Source organism: Gemmatimonadales bacterium, assembly GCA_030697825.1.
Classification (GTDB): Bacteria; Gemmatimonadota; Gemmatimonadetes; order Gemmatimonadales; family JACORV01; genus JACORV01.
In genome coordinates, this window is record JAUYOW010000101.1 from 1 (window position 1) to 17894 (window position 17894).

Annotated in this window: 21 protein-coding genes; all 21 read left to right on the top strand. The window is 70.9% G+C overall.

The genetic code is table 11. The features are described from left to right. Positions 1–991, top strand: a 991-nt coding sequence (gene argS / locus Q8Q85_05110; GenBank protein ID MDP3773628.1) for an arginine--tRNA ligase, incomplete at its 5' end; no start/stop codon positions are given. Between the two features lie 55 nt (positions 992–1046). Next, a complete protein-coding gene (locus tag Q8Q85_05115; protein MDP3773629.1) occupies positions 1047–1982 on the top strand; it encodes a PfkB family carbohydrate kinase in 936 nt (311 codons plus the stop codon). Next, positions 1960–3018, top strand: coding sequence for a phosphoribosylformylglycinamidine cyclo-ligase (gene purM / locus Q8Q85_05120; GenBank protein ID MDP3773630.1), 1059 nt, complete (start codon positions 1960–1962; stop codon positions 3016–3018). Before Q8Q85_05115 ends, purM begins: the two co-directional genes overlap by 23 nt. A gap of 3 nt (positions 3019–3021) precedes the next feature. After that, a complete protein-coding gene (gene ribD, locus Q8Q85_05125) occupies positions 3022–4092 on the top strand; it encodes a bifunctional diaminohydroxyphosphoribosylaminopyrimidine deaminase/5-amino-6-(5-phosphoribosylamino)uracil reductase RibD (GenBank protein ID MDP3773631.1) in 1071 nt (356 codons plus the stop codon). After that, the gene (locus tag Q8Q85_05130; GenBank protein MDP3773632.1) at positions 4092–4703 is read left to right on the top strand and encodes a riboflavin synthase; all 612 of its coding nucleotides are present in this window, start codon (positions 4092–4094) and stop codon (positions 4701–4703) included. The genes ribD and Q8Q85_05130 overlap by 1 nt, the downstream gene beginning before the upstream one ends. Beyond that, positions 4703–5908, top strand: coding sequence for a bifunctional 3,4-dihydroxy-2-butanone-4-phosphate synthase/GTP cyclohydrolase II (locus tag Q8Q85_05135; GenBank protein MDP3773633.1), 1206 nt, complete (start codon positions 4703–4705; stop codon positions 5906–5908). The genes Q8Q85_05130 and Q8Q85_05135 overlap by 1 nt, the downstream gene beginning before the upstream one ends. Then, a complete protein-coding gene (ribH, locus tag Q8Q85_05140; GenBank protein MDP3773634.1) occupies positions 5908–6417 on the top strand; it encodes a 6,7-dimethyl-8-ribityllumazine synthase in 510 nt (169 codons plus the stop codon). The genes Q8Q85_05135 and ribH overlap by 1 nt, the downstream gene beginning before the upstream one ends. After that, positions 6401–6826 (top strand): transcription antitermination factor NusB, encoded by a 426-nt coding sequence (nusB, locus tag Q8Q85_05145; protein MDP3773635.1) that lies wholly within the window; start codon positions 6401–6403, stop codon positions 6824–6826. The genes ribH and nusB overlap by 17 nt, the downstream gene beginning before the upstream one ends. Next, positions 6823–7947, top strand: coding sequence for a glycosyltransferase family 4 protein (locus Q8Q85_05150; protein ID MDP3773636.1), 1125 nt, complete (start codon positions 6823–6825; stop codon positions 7945–7947). The genes nusB and Q8Q85_05150 overlap by 4 nt, the downstream gene beginning before the upstream one ends. A 10-nt stretch (positions 7948–7957) precedes the next feature. Further along, positions 7958–8263, top strand: coding sequence for a ribosome-associated translation inhibitor RaiA (gene raiA, locus Q8Q85_05155; protein ID MDP3773637.1), 306 nt, complete (start codon positions 7958–7960; stop codon positions 8261–8263). A gap of 13 nt (positions 8264–8276) precedes the next feature. Beyond that, positions 8277–9230: an HPr(Ser) kinase/phosphatase gene (hprK, locus tag Q8Q85_05160; protein MDP3773638.1), complete on the top strand. Its 954-nt coding sequence runs from the start codon at positions 8277–8279 to the stop codon at positions 9228–9230. Next, entirely contained in the window at positions 9223–9603 is a 381-nt protein-coding gene (locus tag Q8Q85_05165) for a hypothetical protein (GenBank protein MDP3773639.1), read from the top strand. The genes hprK and Q8Q85_05165 overlap by 8 nt, the downstream gene beginning before the upstream one ends. Next, complete coding sequence (locus Q8Q85_05170) at positions 9600–10079, top strand: PTS sugar transporter subunit IIB (GenBank protein ID MDP3773640.1); 480 nt, start codon at positions 9600–9602, stop codon at positions 10077–10079. The genes Q8Q85_05165 and Q8Q85_05170 overlap by 4 nt, the downstream gene beginning before the upstream one ends. Beyond that, complete coding sequence (locus Q8Q85_05175; GenBank protein ID MDP3773641.1) at positions 10076–10759, top strand: PTS sugar transporter subunit IIC; 684 nt, start codon at positions 10076–10078, stop codon at positions 10757–10759. Before Q8Q85_05170 ends, Q8Q85_05175 begins: the two co-directional genes overlap by 4 nt. Then, a complete protein-coding gene (locus Q8Q85_05180; GenBank protein ID MDP3773642.1) occupies positions 10750–11508 on the top strand; it encodes a PTS system mannose/fructose/sorbose family transporter subunit IID in 759 nt (252 codons plus the stop codon). Before Q8Q85_05175 ends, Q8Q85_05180 begins: the two co-directional genes overlap by 10 nt. Further along, positions 11487–11771, top strand: coding sequence for an HPr family phosphocarrier protein (locus Q8Q85_05185; GenBank protein ID MDP3773643.1), 285 nt, complete (start codon positions 11487–11489; stop codon positions 11769–11771). The genes Q8Q85_05180 and Q8Q85_05185 overlap by 22 nt, the downstream gene beginning before the upstream one ends. Beyond that, positions 11772–13538, top strand: a complete 1767-nt coding sequence (ptsP, locus tag Q8Q85_05190; GenBank protein MDP3773644.1) for a phosphoenolpyruvate--protein phosphotransferase — start codon at positions 11772–11774, stop codon at positions 13536–13538. A gap of 62 nt (positions 13539–13600) precedes the next feature. Then, positions 13601–14836 carry a methionine adenosyltransferase gene (gene metK / locus Q8Q85_05195; GenBank protein MDP3773645.1) on the top strand — a complete coding sequence of 412 codons (1236 nt, stop codon included), beginning with the start codon at positions 13601–13603 and terminating at the stop codon, positions 14834–14836. Positions 14837–14842: 6 nt separating this feature from the next. Continuing rightward, positions 14843–16186: an adenosylhomocysteinase gene (ahcY, locus tag Q8Q85_05200; GenBank protein MDP3773646.1), complete on the top strand. Its 1344-nt coding sequence runs from the start codon at positions 14843–14845 to the stop codon at positions 16184–16186. Positions 16187–16202: 16 nt separating this feature from the next. Beyond that, positions 16203–16697, top strand: a complete 495-nt coding sequence (locus tag Q8Q85_05205; GenBank protein ID MDP3773647.1) for a bifunctional nuclease family protein — start codon at positions 16203–16205, stop codon at positions 16695–16697. Beyond that, positions 16678–17814, top strand: a complete 1137-nt coding sequence (locus Q8Q85_05210; GenBank protein ID MDP3773648.1) for a hypothetical protein — start codon at positions 16678–16680, stop codon at positions 17812–17814. Before Q8Q85_05205 ends, Q8Q85_05210 begins: the two co-directional genes overlap by 20 nt. The last annotated feature ends 80 nt before the right edge of the window (positions 17815–17894 follow it).

Sequence of the window (17894 nt, forward strand, 5' to 3'; positions counted from 1 at the left end):
CGCCGAGGGGATCGAGGCATGCCGCGCGGTGGCGGTTGAGGCCATGAAGGCCGAGCAGCGTGAGACGCTCGAGCAGTTCCGGGTGAGGTTCGACGTTTTCTTCGACGAGAGCCGGCTCTACACCGAGCACGCGATCGAGAAGACGCTTGCCTCACTGAAGTCGCGCGATGCCCTCTTCGAGGAGGATGGCGCTCTCTGGTTGCGGACCACCGCCCACGCCGACGACAAGGACCGGGTGCTGAGGAAGTCCGACGGCAGCTACACCTACTTCACCCCCGACATCGCGTACCACGAGGACAAGGCTTCCCGTGGTTTCGACCGCGCCGTAGACATCTGGGGCGCGGACCACCACGGCTACGTGCCCCGGATGCGCGCCGCCATGATGGCCCTCGGCCACGGCGAGCACTTCTTCGAGGCGCTCATCGTCCAGCTGGTCACCGTGCTGCGCCACGGGGAGGAAGTGCGCATGTCCAAGCGCGCCGGAGATTTCGTCGCGTTGCGGGACCTGGTGGAGGAGGTGGGCGTGGACGCGGCGCGTTACTTCTTCCTCATGCGCCGCAGCGACACGCCGTTCGCGTTCGACATCGACCTCGCCACCAGCCAGACCGACGAGAACCCGGTCTTCTACGTCCAGATGGCGCACGCGCGGATGAGCGGCATCTTCCGGGTTGGCGAGATTAGTCCGGAGAGTGTGACGTTCGACGGCGTCGATGTGGCGGCGCTGCCGGACCCCAGCGAGGCGGACCTGATCAAGCTCCTGGGCCGCTATCCGCTGGCGGTCCGTCGCGCGGCGGAGGCGCTGGAACCGCAGCGAGTCACCGCGTACCTGGAGGAGCTGGCGCGCGCGGCGCATCTCTGGTATCACCGCTGCCGGGTACTCGGCGAACCACCGGCGGTGGAGCGGGCGCGCCTCGCGCTGGCCCGCGCGACGAAGATCGTGCTCGCGAACGGGCTGTCGATTCTGGGACTCACGGCTCCGGAGCGGATGTGAACGGGGAGCGGGGAGCGGTACCCTTGGTGCGACCGGCCGGGTCAGGAGCGTAGTCATGGGATTGCTCGTGGTGGGGAGCGTGGCGCTCGATTCGGTCGAGACGCCGTTCGGTCAGGCTAATGAGGCGCTCGGAGGCTCGGCCGTGTTCTTCGGTGTCGCGGGCTCGCTGCTCCATCCGGTGCAGCTGGTCGGCGTGGTGGGGCGCGATTACCCGATGGACGAGCTGAAACGGCTGGCCGAGCGCGGCATCGACCTCAGGGGCCTCACCGTGGCCGACGGTGAGAGCTTCCGCTGGGCCGGACGATACGGCTTCGACCTCTCCTCGCGTGACACGCTGGACACGCGGCTCGGCGTCTTCGCGAACTTCAAGCCGAAGATCCCGCCGGAGTTCCGCGACGCGCAGTACGTCTTCCTCGGCAACATCGACCCCGAGCTCCAGCTCGAGGTGCTCGAGCAGGTGCGCAAGCCGCGGCTCGTCGCCTGCGACACCATGAACTACTGGATCCAGGGGAAGCGCACCGCGCTTCTCAAGTTGCTCGAGCGCGTGGATGTGCTGATGGTGAACGACGCCGAGATCCGCGAGCTGTCGGGCGACTGGCACATCCACCGCGCCGCGCGCTGGGTCCTGAAGCGGGGCCCCATGTACGTCGTCATCAAGAAGGGCGAGCACGGGGCGGTGCTCGTCGAGCGCAGCGGCCGCATCTTCTACGTCCCCGCCTTCCCGCTGGAGGACATCTTCGACCCGACCGGCGCGGGCGATGCCTTCGCGGGCGGCTTCATGGCTCACCTCGCCCACACCAACAACCTCTCGCCCGCCAACCTCAGGCTCGCCATGGTCTACGGCTCGGCGATGGGCTCGTTCGCGGTCGAACGGTTCTCGGTACAGCGCTTCGAGGAGATCACCGCGGCCGACGTGGTGAACCGGGTGCTGGCCTATCGCGACCTCGTGCACTTCGACCCCGAGTCCGGTGCCAAGCCCGACATCGGCTGACCGGTACCGCGCCGCCGGCGTGGACCTCGGCGCCGCGGAGGACGCCAAGCAGCGCATCGCGGAGCTGGTGCGCGGCACGCGAACCGCCGCGAGCCTGGGCGCGGTGGGCTCGTTCGGCGGGCTGGTGCGCATCCCCTCGGAGGTGAAGGACCCGGTTCTGGTCGCCTCGACGGACGGCGTGGGCACCAAGGTGCTCGTCGCCATCCGCGCCCAACGCCACGACACGGTTGGCGAGGACCTCGTCAACCACTGCGTGAACGACATCCTGGTCCACCGAGCCAGGCCCATCGGGTTCCTCGACTACTTCGCGTCCGGCCGCCTCGACGCGATGGTCGCCGCGGAGGTGGTGAGCGGGGTGGCGCGCGGCTGCCGGGCGCACGGCATGCCGCTGGTGGGCGGTGAGACGGCGGAGATGCCTGACGTATATCGCGCCGGCGAATACGACCTCGCGGGCACGATCCTCGGCGTGGTGTCGGAGGGAGAGGCGCTGCACGGGGACAGGGTGCGCGCCGGCGACGTGCTCGTGGGCTACGCCGCGAACGGCTTCCACACCAACGGCTACTCACTGCTCCGGCGCGTCGTCTTCGGTGACATGGCGCTCGGGCTCGACGACCCGTTCCCCGAGGCGGGCGCCTCGGTGGCCGACGTGCTGCTCGCCGTGCACCGTAGCTATTTCGCCGCGGTCTGGCCGGCGCGAGCCGCGGTACACGCGCTGGCGCACATCACCGGCGGCGGGATCCCCGGCAACCTGGTGCGCGTGCTGCCCGCGAAGGTGGACGCCGTCGTTCGTGAGGGAAGCTGGCCCATTCCGGCGGCGTGCCGGGTCGTGCAGGCGGGTGGCGGCATCGGTAACGAGGAGATGCGCCAGGTGTTCAACCTCGGCCTGGGCCTCATCGCGGTCTGCCCGGTGGAAGCGGTGGACCAGGCTGGTGCGGCGGCGAAGAGCGCCGGCGTCGAGACGTGGACCATCGGTGAGGTCGTGCCTGGCTCCGGCGAAGTGCGCTGGGAGCGTCCGACCGGCGGCCGGAGCGTCTGAACCGTGAACGACCGCGAGGCGATGGAGCGTGCGATCGCCCTTGCCTGGGGCGGCTGGGGGCGCGTCGGGAGCAATCCGCTCGTCGGCGCGCTGGTGCTTCGGGGCGGCAAGGTCGTGGGCGAGGGGTACCACGCGGAGTTCGGCGGCCCCCACGGCGAGGTGGTCGCCCTGCGCGCGGCCGGGAAGCGGGCGCGTGGCGCGGACCTCGTCGTGACGCTCGAGCCCTGCACCCACCAGGGCAAGACACCGCCGTGCACCGAGGCGATCGTCGCCGCCGGCATCCGGCGCGTGGTGTTCGCCGCCCCCGACGCCGATCCGCGGGCACGCGGCGGCGCCCGGGTGCTGCGGAAGGCTGGTCTCGCGATCGAGCATGGGCTCCTGGACCCGGACGTCCGGGCGCAGAACGCGGCGTTCTTCCACCGCCACGCGGCGCAGGACCGCCCGTTCGTGGCGGTGAAGCTCGCGGTGTCGCTCGACGGGAGCATCGCCGACCGCGGGCGCCGCTCGAAGTGGCTCACGGGCGCCGACGCGCGGGCGTGGACGCACTGGCTGCGCGCCGGGTTCGACGCCATCGCGGTCGGCGTGGGCACCGTGCGCGCCGACGACCCTCGGCTCACGGTGCGCGGCACGCTCACCCCGCTCGCGGTGCCGCTGCGCGTCGTGTTCGACAATCGCGCTGAGACGCCGACCGATGCCACCCTGGTGCGGGAGCTGGCGCCGCCGGTGCTCGTCCTTGCGGCACCGAAGGCGCCCCGGACCAACGTCGAGGCGCTGCGTCTCCGGGGCGTGGACCTCGTGATGGCGGCTGGGCTTCGCCGCCAGCTGCGCGCGCTGAAGTCCCGCGGCGTCGAGAGCCTGCTGGTCGAGGGCGGCGGGGTGCTCGCGGGCCGATTGCTCGCGCAGGGGCTCGTGGACCGGTTGTACCTCATCACCGCACCGCTGCTCCTGGGCCGCGACGGCGTACCGGCGTTCGGTGCGCTTCGCGGCGTGCGGCTCGACCGGGCGAAGCGTTGGCGGACGGTCGGGCGTAAGCGGCTGGGCGCCGACACGCTCCTCGTCCTGGACCGGCCCTGATGTTCACCGGCATCGTCACGGCCGTCGGCATGGTGCGCGCGGTGAAAGCGACCGCGAAAGGGTTCGAGATCACGGTCGCCGCCCCGTATCGAGGGGTCGTCATCGGCGAGAGCATCGCGGTGGATGGCGCGTGCCTCACCGTCGTCCGCAGAGGCAAGGGTACGTTCGCCTTCCAGGCGGTGACGACTACCCGCGGCCGCACCAACTTCGGGTCGTTCCGCGCGGGGCGACCGGTCAACCTGGAGCGCGCGCTAAAGGTGGGTGACCGGCTGGGCGGGCACCTGGTGTCGGGGCACGTGGACGGCGTCGGGACGGTCGTACGCCGGAAGGTGCGGGAAGACGCGGTTCTCCTCGACATCCGCGTGCCCAGGCCGGTCGGGGCGCTCTCCGTACTCCACGGCTCGATATGCGTGGACGGTGTGAGCCTCACTGTCAACGCCCTGCCGAAGACCGGTGTGGTGCAGGTGTCGCTCATCCCCCACACCCTGAAGGCCACCACCCTGGGTGGAGCTAAAGCCGGGACCCGCGTACATTTAGAGGCCGACCAGGTCGGCAGGTTCGTGATGCAGGGGCTGGCGCCCTACAGGGCTGGCAAGGCGCGGAGGCGTTGATGCCGTTCGGAACCGTCGAGCAGGCGATCCGGGACGTCGCGGCGGGCAAGCTCGTGATCGTCGCGGACGACGAGGGCCGTGAGAACGAAGGCGATCTCATCGGAGCGGCCGAGAAGGTCACGCCGGAGATGGTCAATTTCATGGCGTTGCATGGTCGCGGCCTGGTATGCGTCACGCTCACGCCCGAGCGGTGTCGCGCGCTCGCCCTTCCTCAGATGGTCGACCACAACACCGAGGCGCACGAGACCGCGTTCACTGTGAGTGTGGATGCCACGGCGCGCTTCGGTGTCACGACCGGCATCAGCGCCGCCGACCGCGCCAAGACCATCCAGCTGGCCATAGATCCCGCGACGGTGCCCGGCGACCTGCGTCGTCCCGGCCACGTCTTCCCGCTCCAGGCCCGTCCGGGCGGCGTGCTCCAGCGCGTCGGCCAGACGGAGGCGAGCGTGGACCTCGCGCGGCTGGCCGGGCTCTATCCGGCGGGCGTGATCTGCGAGGTGCTGAACGCCGACGGCACCATGGCACGCCGGCCCGAGCTCGAGGCCTTCGCTGGGGAACACGGGATCACGTTCATCACGGTGGCGCAGATCGTGGCCCACCGTCTCCGGCACGAGCGGCTGGTGCACCGCGTGGCCGAGGCGCGGCTGCCTACGCCGTTCGGCGAGTGGTCGATCATCGGCTACCGGAACGACGTGGATCAGGCCGAGCACGTGGCGCTGGTGTTCAGCGACGTGGCCGGCCAGCCGGGCGTCCTGGTGCGGATGCACTCCAAGTGCCTGACCGGCGACGTGTTCGGATCCGCGCGCTGCGACTGCGGGTGGCAGCTCCAGACCGCGATGGGGATGATCGCGGCGGAGGGACGCGGCGTGGTGGTCTATCTCGACCAGGAAGGGCGCGGCATCGGATTGCTCAACAAGCTCAAGGCGTACGAGCTGCAGGACGCGGGACACGACACCGTGGAGGCCAACCAGCGGCTCGGCTTCAAGCCCGACCTGCGCGACTACGGGATCGGCGCCCAGATCCTCCTCGACCTCGGCGTGCGGTCCATCCGCATTCTCACCAACAACCCGATGAAGCTGGTCGGGGTGGACGGCTACGGCCTCGAGGTGGTCGAGCGGCTGCCGATCGTGCCGCCGCGCACCGAGGAGAACGCCGGGTACCTCGACGTCAAGCGCGACAAGCTGGGCCACCTCTTCACTCACTGATGGCCGAAACCCCGCAGGGCGCGCGACCCCTCGGGGGACGCGTTGGCATCGTCGCCAGCCGATTCAACGAGAATGTGACCGCGCGGCTCCTGGCCGGCGCGAAGGCGTGCCTGGCTGAGCGCGGCGTCCCGGACGAGCGCGTGGACGTGGTCTGGGTGCCGGGGGCGTGGGAGTTGCCGGTGATGGTGCGGGCGCTCCTGGTGGGCGGTGCGCGAGTCCCCTACCTGTCGCGGGTGCCCAACTCCTACGACGCGGTGGTAGCCCTGGGCGCGGTGATCCGGGGCGAGACGGCCCACTTCGACATCATCGCGGCTGAGGCGTCGCGGGGGTTGATGGCTCTCGCCGTCGAATATGGAGTGCCGGTGGGTTTCGGTCTGCTCACCTGCGACACGCTGGCGCAGGCGCTGGCCCGGGCCGGCGGCAAGTCGGGGAACAAGGGGTTCGAGGCGACCGCGGCGGCGCTCGATGTGGCGGGGCAGCTCGGGGCGCGCGATGCCGATACGCGCTGAGACGCGCTCCCGCGCCCTCGCGATTCAACTGCTATATGTGTGGGACGTGGCCGGCGGAGGGGCGGCTTCCGGCGCCGCGGCCGGCTGGGACGGCGTGCTAAAGCTCGCGACCTCCGGCCGTCGGGTCGAAGAGGCGGCCGTGACGTTGGCTCAGCAGGCCGTGGCGAGGCGGGCCGAGTTGGACGCGCATATCGGCCGCGCGGCGGACCGCTGGCGGATGGATCGGATAGGCGTGGTCGACCGCAACGTGCTCAGGCTGGGGACCTTGGAGTTGGCCTTGGGCAACGTCCCTCCCAAGGTCGCCATCGACGAGGCGGTGCGGATGGCGCAGTGGTTCGGCGGGGAAAAGTCGCCCGGCTTCGTGAACGGCATCCTCGACCGGGTGGCGCGGGACCTTGGGCGGTTGTGAAGATACTTCTAATAAACTGGCAGGACCGTACCAACCCGCGGGCGGGCGGCGCGGAGGTGCACCTGCACGAGATCTTCGGTCGAATGGTCGCGCGGGGCCACGAAGTGCACCTGCTGTGCAGCGGCTACTCCGGGGCCGCGGCCGAAGCGACGCTGGACGGGATCCGGGTCCACCGGGTGTCGTCGCGCTACGGCTTCGCGCTGGCGGGTCGGGGCGCCTTCCGCGCTCTTGCCTCTCAGGTCGCCCCGGACGTCGTCGTCGAGGATGTGAACAAGGTGCCGCTGAACCTCCCTTTGGGCTGGTCCGGCCCGTTCGTGCTGGTCGTGCCTCACCTCTTCGGCTCGACCGCGTTCCGCGAGGTGCCATGGCCCGTCGGCGCGGTGGTGTGGGCGGCGGAGCGGCCCATGCCGCGGGTGTACGGTCGCGCCGGCGTGCACGCGATCAGCATCGGCACGCGTGACGACCTGATGGCTCGCGGGTTCCGTGCCGAGGCGATCCGGGTGATCTATCCGGGGGTGGACACCGCGCATTTCACGCCGGATCCTACCGTGCCCCGCGAGTCCGTGCCGACCTTCCTGTACGTGGGGCGGTTGAAGCGTTACAAGCAAGTAGATGTGGCGATCCGCGCCCTGCGACTACTGGTGGGCGGGCGGTGGAGCGAGGCGCGGTTGTGGGTCGCCGGCACCGGGGAGGACCGCTCGCGTCTCGAGGGTATCGCGCGCGAGGCCGGCGTGGCGGATCGCGTGGAGTTCCTCGGCTACGTGAGCGAGGAGAAGAAGATCGAGCTGTACCGTCGCGCCTGGGCGGCCGTGCTGCCGTCCCTCAAGGAGGGTTGGGGGATCACCAACCTCGAAGCCGCCGGGTGCGGCACTCCGGCCCTCGCCGCCGACAACTCCGCGCTGCGCGAATCGGTGCGCGACGGAGAGACCGGCTTTCTGTTCACCACCGGCGACGCCGCGTCCTGCGCCGCCGCGATGGGTCGTATCGGGGAGGACGCCGGCCGGCTGGAACGGCTGTCATGCGCGGCTCGCGCCTTCGCCAAGACGTTCAGTTGGGAGCGCACCGCGCAGGAAACGGAGTCCCACCTCGAGACCGTTGCGGCCGCATGGCCGCGCGGTTAGGAGCGATGCCATGCTGACTACGATCACCGCCCGCCACGGCGAAGTCCCGGACGCGTTGCGAGAACGCGCCGAAACCGTGGTCGCGCGCCTGGCGCGCCTGGCCCACCGGCCGGTGAGCGCGCAGGTCACCTTCGACACCGACGGTCCCCGGGCGGCGGCTGAGCTCATCCTCAAGGCGGCGCGCGGCGCCGTGCTGGTCGCGAGCGCCCAGGCCACCGACCACCGCACCGCGCTGGACCGCGCCACCGCCAAGCTGCGGCGCCAGCTCGACAAGCGCGAGCCGAAACTCCGGCGCGCGGCGGCCGGAAAGCGTTAGGCCCCCGCTGAAGATCCGCGACCTCCTCGAGCTGCGGGGTGACCGGCTCGCCCTCGACGTGCTGTCCGGCGAGTCGGGGCTGGAACGCGAGCTTCCGTCCGGCGAGGCGTCGAGCCCCGGGCTGGTGCTGGCCGGGTACACCGGGCGTTTCGCGCCGGGCCGGGTCTTCGTGCTCGGCGAGACGGAGGTCACGTATCTCTTCTCGCTGGACGCGGCGGCGCGGGCCCAGTCGATCGAGACGCTGTTCAAGTACGACTTCCCATGCCTCTTCGTGACCAAGAAGCAGGAGGTCCCGGCCGAGCTGCTCTCCATCGCGGTGCGGCGCGACGTCGCCGTGCTGCGGTCCGCCCTGAAGACGGCGGAGTTCTATCACCGGATCATCCCGTTCCTCCAGGAGGCGTTCGCGCCGCACACCACGATCCACGGCTCGCTCGCGGACGTGTACGGCGTGGGGCTCCTCTTCATCGGGCGGTCGGGGATCGGCAAGAGCGAGTGCGTGCTGGACCTGGTGGAGCGGGGCCACCGCCTCGTCGCCGACGACGTGGTAGTGGCGCGGCGGCTGGGGCACGACGTGCTGATCGGCCGGGGGGACGAGCACCAGCACCACTTCATGGAGATCCGCGGCATCGGTCTCATCGACATCGCCGCGCTGTTCGGGATCCGCTCGGTGCGCCAGCAGAAGCGAATAGAAGTCGTGGTGCGGCTGGAGGACTGGGACAGCACCGCCGCCTACGAGCGGACGGGGCTCGATGGCGCCCAGACCGAAGTCCTCGACGTGACGCTCCCCCTGGTCGTGGTGCCGCTCAACCCGGGGAAGAACATCACCGTGATCGCCGAGGTCGTGGCGATGCGGCATCTGCTCAAGTACAGCGGCGTGGACTCGGCCCGCCAGTTCAACGAGAAGCTGATCTCCCGCATGCAGGGCCGGCGTGCCGCCCGCGAGTACCTCGAAGAGGACTATGAGTGAGCCGCTGGTGGGTGTCGTCCTGGCGCATGCGGAGGTCGCGGAGGCGCTGGTCTCCGCGGTGCGGGCGATCGCGGGCGACGATCACGGGCTCGTCCCGGTCTCCAACACCGGGTGCGACCGGGCGGCGATCCTGGCGCGGCTGGAGGCCGCGGTCGGCGGGAGGGCAGGGGTGATCTTCGCGGACATGCCGGGCGGCTCGTGCGCTTTCAGCGCGGGTGCGTTCGTCCGGCTGCACCCGGACGTCCGCGTAGTGACCGGCGTCAATCTCGCGATGCTCCTCGATTTCGCGTTCCACCGGGGGCTCCCCGCGGCGGACGCGGCGGCGCGCGCGGTGGAGACGGGGCGCGCATCGGTGGGGGGCATCGGCCGGTGAGCATCGACCTCTTCCGCATCGATGACCGACTGATCCACGGGCAGGTGGTCGTGGGGTGGGGGCAGCCGATGGGGATCGAGTTCATCGTGCTGGTGGACGACGAGGTCCGCGCGAGCGACTGGGAGCAGGAGCTGTACCGGATGGGCGTGCCGCCGTCGGTGGACGTCGCCTTCGCGAGCGTCGAGGAGGCGGCCGCGCAGCTCGCGGCCTGGGAGGCGGACCCCCGGAAAGGGATCGTGCTCACCGGAGACATCGACGGCATGGCGGCGCTCTGCGCCGGCGCCAATGACGCGATCACGCGCGTCAACCTGGGCGGCATCCACTACCGCGAAGGGCGCAAGGAAAGGCTGCGCTACATCTACCTCACCGACGAGGAGGCGGCGAAGCTGCGCGCCCTCGCCGCCCGCAACGTGGAGATCACCGCGCAGGACGTACCGACCGGCCGGGCCGTCCCGCTCAACGAGCTGATGGCGTGACGCTCGCAGCCGTCCTCGCGGTGATCGGGGTCGGGACGTTGGTGGGGCTCGACGTGGTCAGCGTGCCCCAAGCGATGTTCTCACGCCCCCTGGTGGCCGGCTTCTTGGGCGGCGCGGTCGTGGGCCGCCCGCTGTCGGGCCTTGCGATGGGCGCGCTGCTCGAGCTGTTCGCGATGGAGACGCTGCCGGTGGGCGCGGCGCGGCTGCCCGACTGGGGTCCCGGCGCGGTCGCCGCCGGGGCGGTCGTGGCGTCGTCGGGTCGGTCGAGTACTGCCGGCGTTCTCGGCGTCGTGCTGGTGGCGCTCGCGACGGCGTGGATCGGCGGGTGGATGGTGCACGCGATGCGCCGCGCCAACGCGGCGTCGGTGAGCGCGCGGACGACGGTGCTCGAGACGGGCGACGTCGCGGTGCTGCGGCGGATCCTGGCGATGGGGTTCGCGCGCGACGCGCTGCGGAGCGCGGTGCTGACCGCGCTCGCGCTCGCCGGGGCGGGCGCGGTGGCCTCGGTTCTGGAGCGGGGGTGGAGCGTCGCGCCGCTCGTCGCGCGGCTGGCGCTGGCGGCGGCGAGCGTCGGGGTAGGGTTGTGGAGCGCGTGGCAGCTGTTCGGGCACGGGCCGTCGGCGCGATGGCTCGGCGCCGGGCTCGGCGCCGGTACGCTGGTGGCGGTGCTGTGGACGTAACGCCGCTCCGGGTCCCGTCCCTCGGGGCCGTGCTGTCGCGGCTGTTCGTGTTCCAGGCTGCCTGGGACTACGAGCGCATGCAGGGAGTGGGCTTCGGGTACGCCGTCGAGCCGATCCTGCGCACGCTCCCCGGCGGGCCATCCGGCGAGCGGTACCACGAGGCGCTGGCGCGCGAGTCGCGGTTCTTCAACGCGCATCCTTACCTCGGCGCCCTGGCCGTCGGCGCGGCGGGCCGGGCTGAGCTGGAGGGCGAGGCGCCGGAGAAGATCGAGCGGCTGCGGGCCGCGATGTGCGGGCCGTTGGGCGCCCTGGGCGACCGGCTCATCTGGGCGGGATGGCTGCCGGCGTGCATGGCGGTCGCGCTCATCCTGGTCGGGTTCGGCGCGCGCGCCTGGGCCGTTCTGGCGTTCCTGCTGCTCTACAACGTGGTGCACGTCTACCTGCGGGTGTGGGCGCTCCAAGCCGGGTGGCGTGAGGGGCTGCACGTGGCTGCGGCACTGACGTCGCCGCTGCTGCGGTTCGGAAGCGAGATGGCCGGCCCGGTCGCGGCGGTGCTGGTAGGTGCCGCGTTGCCGATCCTGCTCGGGTGGCAGCTGAGCGGGTCGCCGCGGGGAGTACTGGCCCTGGGCGCCGTCCTCGCGCCGCTGTTCGCGCTCATAGTGCGGGTAGCCCGGCCGAGGGCCAACGGCATGGCCGTCGCCGCGGCCGTGCTGGCGCTGACATCGGTGTGCGGGGTGTGGTGGCCGTGATGGAGCAGGCGGTGCCGGTCGTGAACTCGCTCGGGCTGCACGCGCGGCCCGCGGCGCAGTTCGTGAAGGTAGCCAATCGGTTCAAGGCCAGCATCGCGGTGCGAAAGGACGAGACGGAGGTCAACGGGAAGAGCATCATGGGGATGATGATGCTGTCGGCCGAATGCGGCAGCGAGCTGCGCATCCGCTGCGACGGCGACGACGCCGAAGCGGCGATGGCGGCGTTGAGCGCGCTGGTGCGCGCCGGCTTCGGGGAGGACTGAGTGCCGCACCGGGTGATCCACGGCATAGCGGTATCGCCCGGCGTGGCGGTCGGGCCGGCGCTGGTGGTGCGCTGGGAGATCCCACGGGTCCCCGACCACGCCATCCGCGAGGATGAGGTGGAGGGCGAGATCGCGCGCCTGCGCGAGGCGTTCGGGTTCGCGAAGGAGCGCATCGCGCTGGTGCGGGAGAAGGCCGCGGTGCGCGCGGGCCCGGAGGAGGCCCGGATCTTCGACGCCCAGCTCATGATCCTCGACGACGGGGACCTGGTGGCCGGCGTCGAACGGCTCATCCGGGAGAACCACTTCGCCGCCGAGCGGGCGTTCGAGCTCAAGATGCTCGAGTGGCGCGGCCTCTGGATGACCAACGGCAGCACGCTGCTGAAGGACCGGCTGATCGACCTCACCGACGTCGAGATCCGCGTTCTGACCCGGTTGCTGGGTGTGGACGAGCCCGACATCCTCCAGGCGAGGCCGGACGGCCCCGTCGTCCTGGTGGCGAGCGACCTGACGCCGTCGCTCACCGTGCAGCTCGACCGGGAGGCGGTGCTCGCCGTCGCGTGCGAGCAGGGGACGCGGACGTCTCACGCGGCGATCCTCGCCCACTCGATCGGCATTCCCGCGGTGGTCGCGCTTCCCGACGTGCTGGCCAAGGTGGCGACGGGCGAGATGGTCGTGCTCGACGGCTGGGCCGGCACGCTCCAGGTCCAGCCGCTGCCCGCCGACATCGAAGCGGCTTACACCCGCGATCGACGCCGGCGCGCGCTGGACAAGGACCTCGAGGCCGCGGTGGCGTTGCCGGCGCGCACCACCGACGGGGCTGAGCTGGTGCTGCGTGCCAACCTCGACCTGCCGGAAGAGCTCGACGCGGCGGTGCGATACCGCGCCGCCGGCATCGGGCTCATGCGCACCGAGTTCCTGGTCGTGGGACGAGGCCGGATGCCCGCCGAGGACGAGCAGGCGGAGCTGTACCGCCGCGTGGGCGCGTCGTTCGCGGGGAACGACGTCGTGATCCGCACCTTCGACCTCGGCGGGGACAAGTTCCCGGCCGCGTTCAAGATGAGCGCGGAGGGGAACCCTTTCCTCGGCTGGCGCGCGATCCGGGTCTGCCTCGACCAGCCGGAGGTGTTCCGCCCGCAGATCCGCGCGATCCTGCGTGCCGCCGCGCACGCGCGCCTCAAGCTGATGATCCCGCTGGTCACGAGTGCGGAAGAGGTGGACGAGACCCGGGCGATGGTCAGCGAGGAGGCGACGGTGCTGCGCCGGGCGGGCGTGGATGTGCCGGAGCGGCTCCCGGTCGGGGTGATGGTGGAGACGCCGGCTGCCGTGATGATCGCCGACCGGTTGGCCGAGGTCTCCGATTTCCTCTCCGTCGGCACCAACGACCTGGTGCAGTACACCCTGGCGGTGGACCGCGGCAACGCTCGGCTTGCGTCGCGTTTCAACCCGCACCATCCGGCCATCCTGCGCTCGCTCGCGGTGGTGCAGCGGGCGGGGGCGAAGGCCGGAATCGAGGTCTCGGTCTGCGGCGAGATGGCGTCCGACCCGGTCTCCATCTATCTGCTGATAGGGCTCGGCTACCGCGTACTCTCCGTAGCCGCGCCCAGCCTGCCGCTGGTCAAGTGGATGGTCCGGCAGATCGACGCCGGGAGCGCCGCGGCGTGCGTGGCGCCGATGCTCGAGGCCCGCACCGCGGAAGAAGTGTCCACGCGGGCCCGCGAGGCTCTCGGCGCGGTGGTGGATCTGCGCCTCCTCGATCCCTCGTTATAGTTGCCAGCCCGCTCCGGCGCGGCTAGCTTGCGCCTCAACCGAACTCCTGAGAGCACCGACACTTGAGCAACGAACGCCGCTGGCTTTTCACGTCCGAATCGGTCACCGAAGGGCACCCCGACAAGATCGCCGATCAGATCTCGGACGCGGTCCTCGACGCCATCCTGCTCGACGACCCCGTCGCGCGGGTCGCCTGCGAGACCTTCGTCACCACGGGGATGGCCATCGTTGGTGGCGAGATCACCACCACGACGTACGTCAACATCCCCGCCATCGTCCGCGGGACCCTCGAGTCCATCGGCTACACCGACGCGTCTTTCGGCATCGGCGCCGAGACGTGTGCGGTGCTGACGTCCATCGACAAGCAATCGCCCAACATCGCGCAGGGAGTGGACACGGGCGGCGCCGGCGATCAGGGCATGATGTTCGGGTACGCGTCGGACGAGACCGATGCCCTGATGCCGCTGCCCATCCAGCTCGCGCACGGCCTGACGCACCGGCTGTCCGAGGTCCGCAAGAAGGGCGAGCTGCCGTGGGTGCGTCCCGACGGGAAGTCGCAGGTGACGATCGAGTACGAGGGCGACCGGCCGGTCCGGGTGCACACCGTCGTGATCTCGACGCAGCACGCGCCCACGGTCGGCAAGGAAGAGATCACGCGCCAGATCATCGACCACGTCATCAGGCCGGTGCTGGGCGAGTGGATCAACGGCGGCGACCCCACCTACCACATCAACCCGACGGGGCTCTTCGTGGTCGGCGGGCCGCAGGGCGATGCGGGGCTCACCGGGCGCAAGATCATCGTGGACACCTACGGCGGCTTCGCGCGGCACGGCGGGGGGGCCTTCAGCGGGAAGGACCCGACGAAGGTGGACCGCTCGGCTGCCTATGCGGCGCGCTGGGTGGCCAAGAACATCGTCGCGGGCGGTTTGGCGAAGCGGTGCGAGGTGCAGCTAGCCTACGCCATCGGCGTGGTGCAGCCGGTATCCCTGCTGGTGCACACCTTCGGCACCTCGGCGCTGTCCGAGCCGGTGCTCGAGAACGCGGTGCGCGAGCAGTTCGACCTGTCGCCGCTCGGCATCATCGAAGCGCTCGACCTGCGCAAGCCCATCTACCGCCCGACCGCCGCGTACGGCCACTTCGGCCGGAAGCCGGAGCGGCTCAAGGTCAGCGGCGTCGATAAGGGCAACGAAATGATGGTGGACCTCTTCAACTGGGAGCGGACCGACCGTGCGGCCGAGCTCCGTGAAGCCGCGAACCGTTTGGCCGGCGCCGCGAAGGTGCCCGCCGCCAGGAGATAGTCGAGAATGGCAGTAGCCACGAAGACCCCGAGTTTCGACGTCAAGGACCTCGCGATGGCGGACGAGGGACGCCGCCGCACCGAATGGGCGGAGCGCTCGATGCCGGTGCTGAGGCTCATCCGCGAGCGGTTCACCGTCGAGCGGCCGCTGGCGGGCAAGCGCCTCGCCGCGTGTCTGCACGTCACCTCCGAGACCGCGAACCTCGCCATCACGCTGAAGGCGGGCGGCGCCGACGTGGTGCTCTGCGCCTCCAACCCGCTCTCGACGCAGGACGACGTCGGGGCGCACCTGGTGCGCGACCACGGCATCGCCGTCTACGCGATAAAGGGCGAGGACCACGAGACCTACTACGAGCACATCCGGGCCGCGCTGGCCCACCGGTCCGACATCACGATGGACGACGGCGCCGACCTGGTGGGCGCGCTCCACATGATCGCGCTGAACCGGCTGGACGACCTCGCGCCGCCGGTGCGGAAGTGGGTCGAGGGGCTCTCGAGCGACGAGCGCGCCCAGCTGCTGCGGGGTGTGATCGGCTCGACCGAGGAGACGACGACCGGCGTTATCCGCCTCAAGGCGATGGCCAAGGACGGCGTGCTCCAGTTCCCGGTCATCGCGGTGAACAACTCCGAGACGAAGCATCTGTTCGACAACCGCTACGGCACGGGCCAGTCCACGGTGGACGGCGTACTCCGCGCGACCAACATGCTGCTCGCCGGCTCGACCGCGGTGGTTGCCGGGTTCGGCTGGTGCGGGCGCGGCGTGGCGATGCGGCTGCGAGGCGCGGGCGCCAACGTCATCGTGACCGAGATCGACCCGATCAAGGCGCTCGAGGCGCAGATGGAAGGCTACCGCGTGATGCCGATGATGGAGGCCGCGGCGATCGGCGACCTGTTCATCACGCTCACCGGCAACGTCAACGTCGTTCGCGTCGACCACCTGCGCGCCATGAAGGACGGGGCGATCCTGGCCAACAGCGGCCACTTCAACGTCGAGATCGACCTCGAGGGGCTGGCCAAGGTCGCCAAGGGCCCGCGCGCCGCCCGCGAGTTCGTGGCCGAGTACCTGCTGGACGGGAAGCGCATCTTCATCCTCGGCGAGGGGCGGCTGATCAACCTCGCGGCGGCGGAGGGGCATCCGGCCAGCGTCATGGACATGTCGTTCGCCAACCAGGCCCTCGGAGCCGAATACCTCGTGAAGCACGGCCCGTCGCTCTCGCGCGACGTGCACAGCGTGCCGAAGGACGTGGACCGCGAGATCGCGCGGCTCAAGCTGGTGGCGATGGGTGTCGGGATCGACGAACTCACGGCCGAACAGCGGCACTACCTGTCATCGTGGGACCTTGGTACCTGATTCGCAGAGCCACGGCATGGTCGAGGTGCGCGTCGCGCACCTCGGGCTGGACCGGAACACCAACAGTCCGGTCGTCATCCTCCAGGAGAAGGACGGTCCTCGCGTCCTGCCCATCTGGATCGGCCCGAGCGAGGCGAGCGCGATCGCCATGGAGCTCGCCGGGATCAAGTTCAGCCGCCCCTTGACGCACGACCTCCTCAGGCAGGTCATCGTAGGGCTGGGAGGGGAGCTCAGGAAGGTGTTGATCACGACGGTGAAGGAGAGCACCTACTTCGCCGAGCTGCACATCTACCGCGACGACGACGTGATCCAGGTGGACGCGCGCCCCTCGGACAGTATCGCGGTGGCGCTGCGCCTCAAGGCTCCGATCTTCACCAGCCCCGACCTCCTCGACGTGTCGGCGGTGAACATGATGGACGCCATGCCCGAGGGCGGGCCGCTCGACAGCGAGTCGCTGAAGACCTACCTGCAGAACCTCGACCCGGAAGACTTTGGCAAGTTCACGCCGTAGCGGCCTCGCCGCCGCGGCGCTGCTCCTGCTTCCCGTTTGGCTGCCAGCGCAGGCGCGCGGGCCGCTGGTGCTCGCGGGTCGCCTGGTGCGGGTGCGCGGCGCCGACACCACGGCGCTCGCGGGCGCGACGGTGGTCGCGCACCGCATCACTCCCAGCCGCCAGGGGCCCATCGACTCGACGCGTACCGACCCGTCGGGACGGTTCCGGTTCCGCTTCGCCGCGGACGGCGACACTACCGCGGTCTACGTCGTGTCCACGCGCCACCAGGGGATCGGCTATTTCTCCGAGCCGGTCTCGGCGACCGCGCGCGACGGCGCCGGCGCGCTGGCGCTGGCCGTCTTCGACACCAGCGCCGCCGGCCCGCCGCTCCGCGTCTCCGTCCGCCACCTGGTGCTGACGGCGCCGAAGGAAGACGGCTCCCGTCCCGTGCTCGACATCATACAGGTCGGGAACTCCGGCTCCACGACGCGGGTCGCCGCTGACAGCACGGTCCCGACGTGGACCACCCGCCTTCCCGACGGCATCGCCGAGTTCGCCGTCGGCGAGAGCGAGGTCTCGGCCTCGGCGGTCTCCTACGGGAACGGGATGCTCAGCGTGACGGCGCCGTTCCCACCGGGCGAAAAGCAGGTCGTCGTCTCCTACGTGGTCCCGCGCGGTGCCCGCCGGCTGGCGATCCTCATTGACCAGCCTACCGCGCGGCTCGAGGTGCTGGTCGAGGACAGCAACGTGACGGCGCGCGGCCTGCGCCGCGCGGAGCCCGTGACGCTCGAGGGCCGCCTGTTCGCGCACTTCGTGGCCGACACGGCGAGGGCGGGCGCGGCCCCTGAGCTGCGGTTCGGCGGCGCTCCGGGCGCGGGGCAGCGCCTCTGGTGGATCGCGGTGATCGTCGCCGCGCTCGCGCTAGTGGCCGGCGCGGTCATGGCGCTGCGCCGCGGTCGCGCGGCCCGCGTGCCGGCGGAGGCGCCGCCGCTGCAAACGCTGCTCGCGCAGCTGGTGGCGCTCGACGAGCGCTACGAGGGACGCGAGGAGGGCACGCCGCCGCTGGAGTGGCGGCGGTACCAGGACCGCCGCGCCACGCTCAAGTCGCAGCTCGCCGCGGTCATCGCCGCGGAGTAGTCGCGCCTGAAGGCTTGCGCGGCGGGAATCGCCGCGCGAGATTGCCGCCCACAACTGATCGTCGCGAACGGGGATCTCGG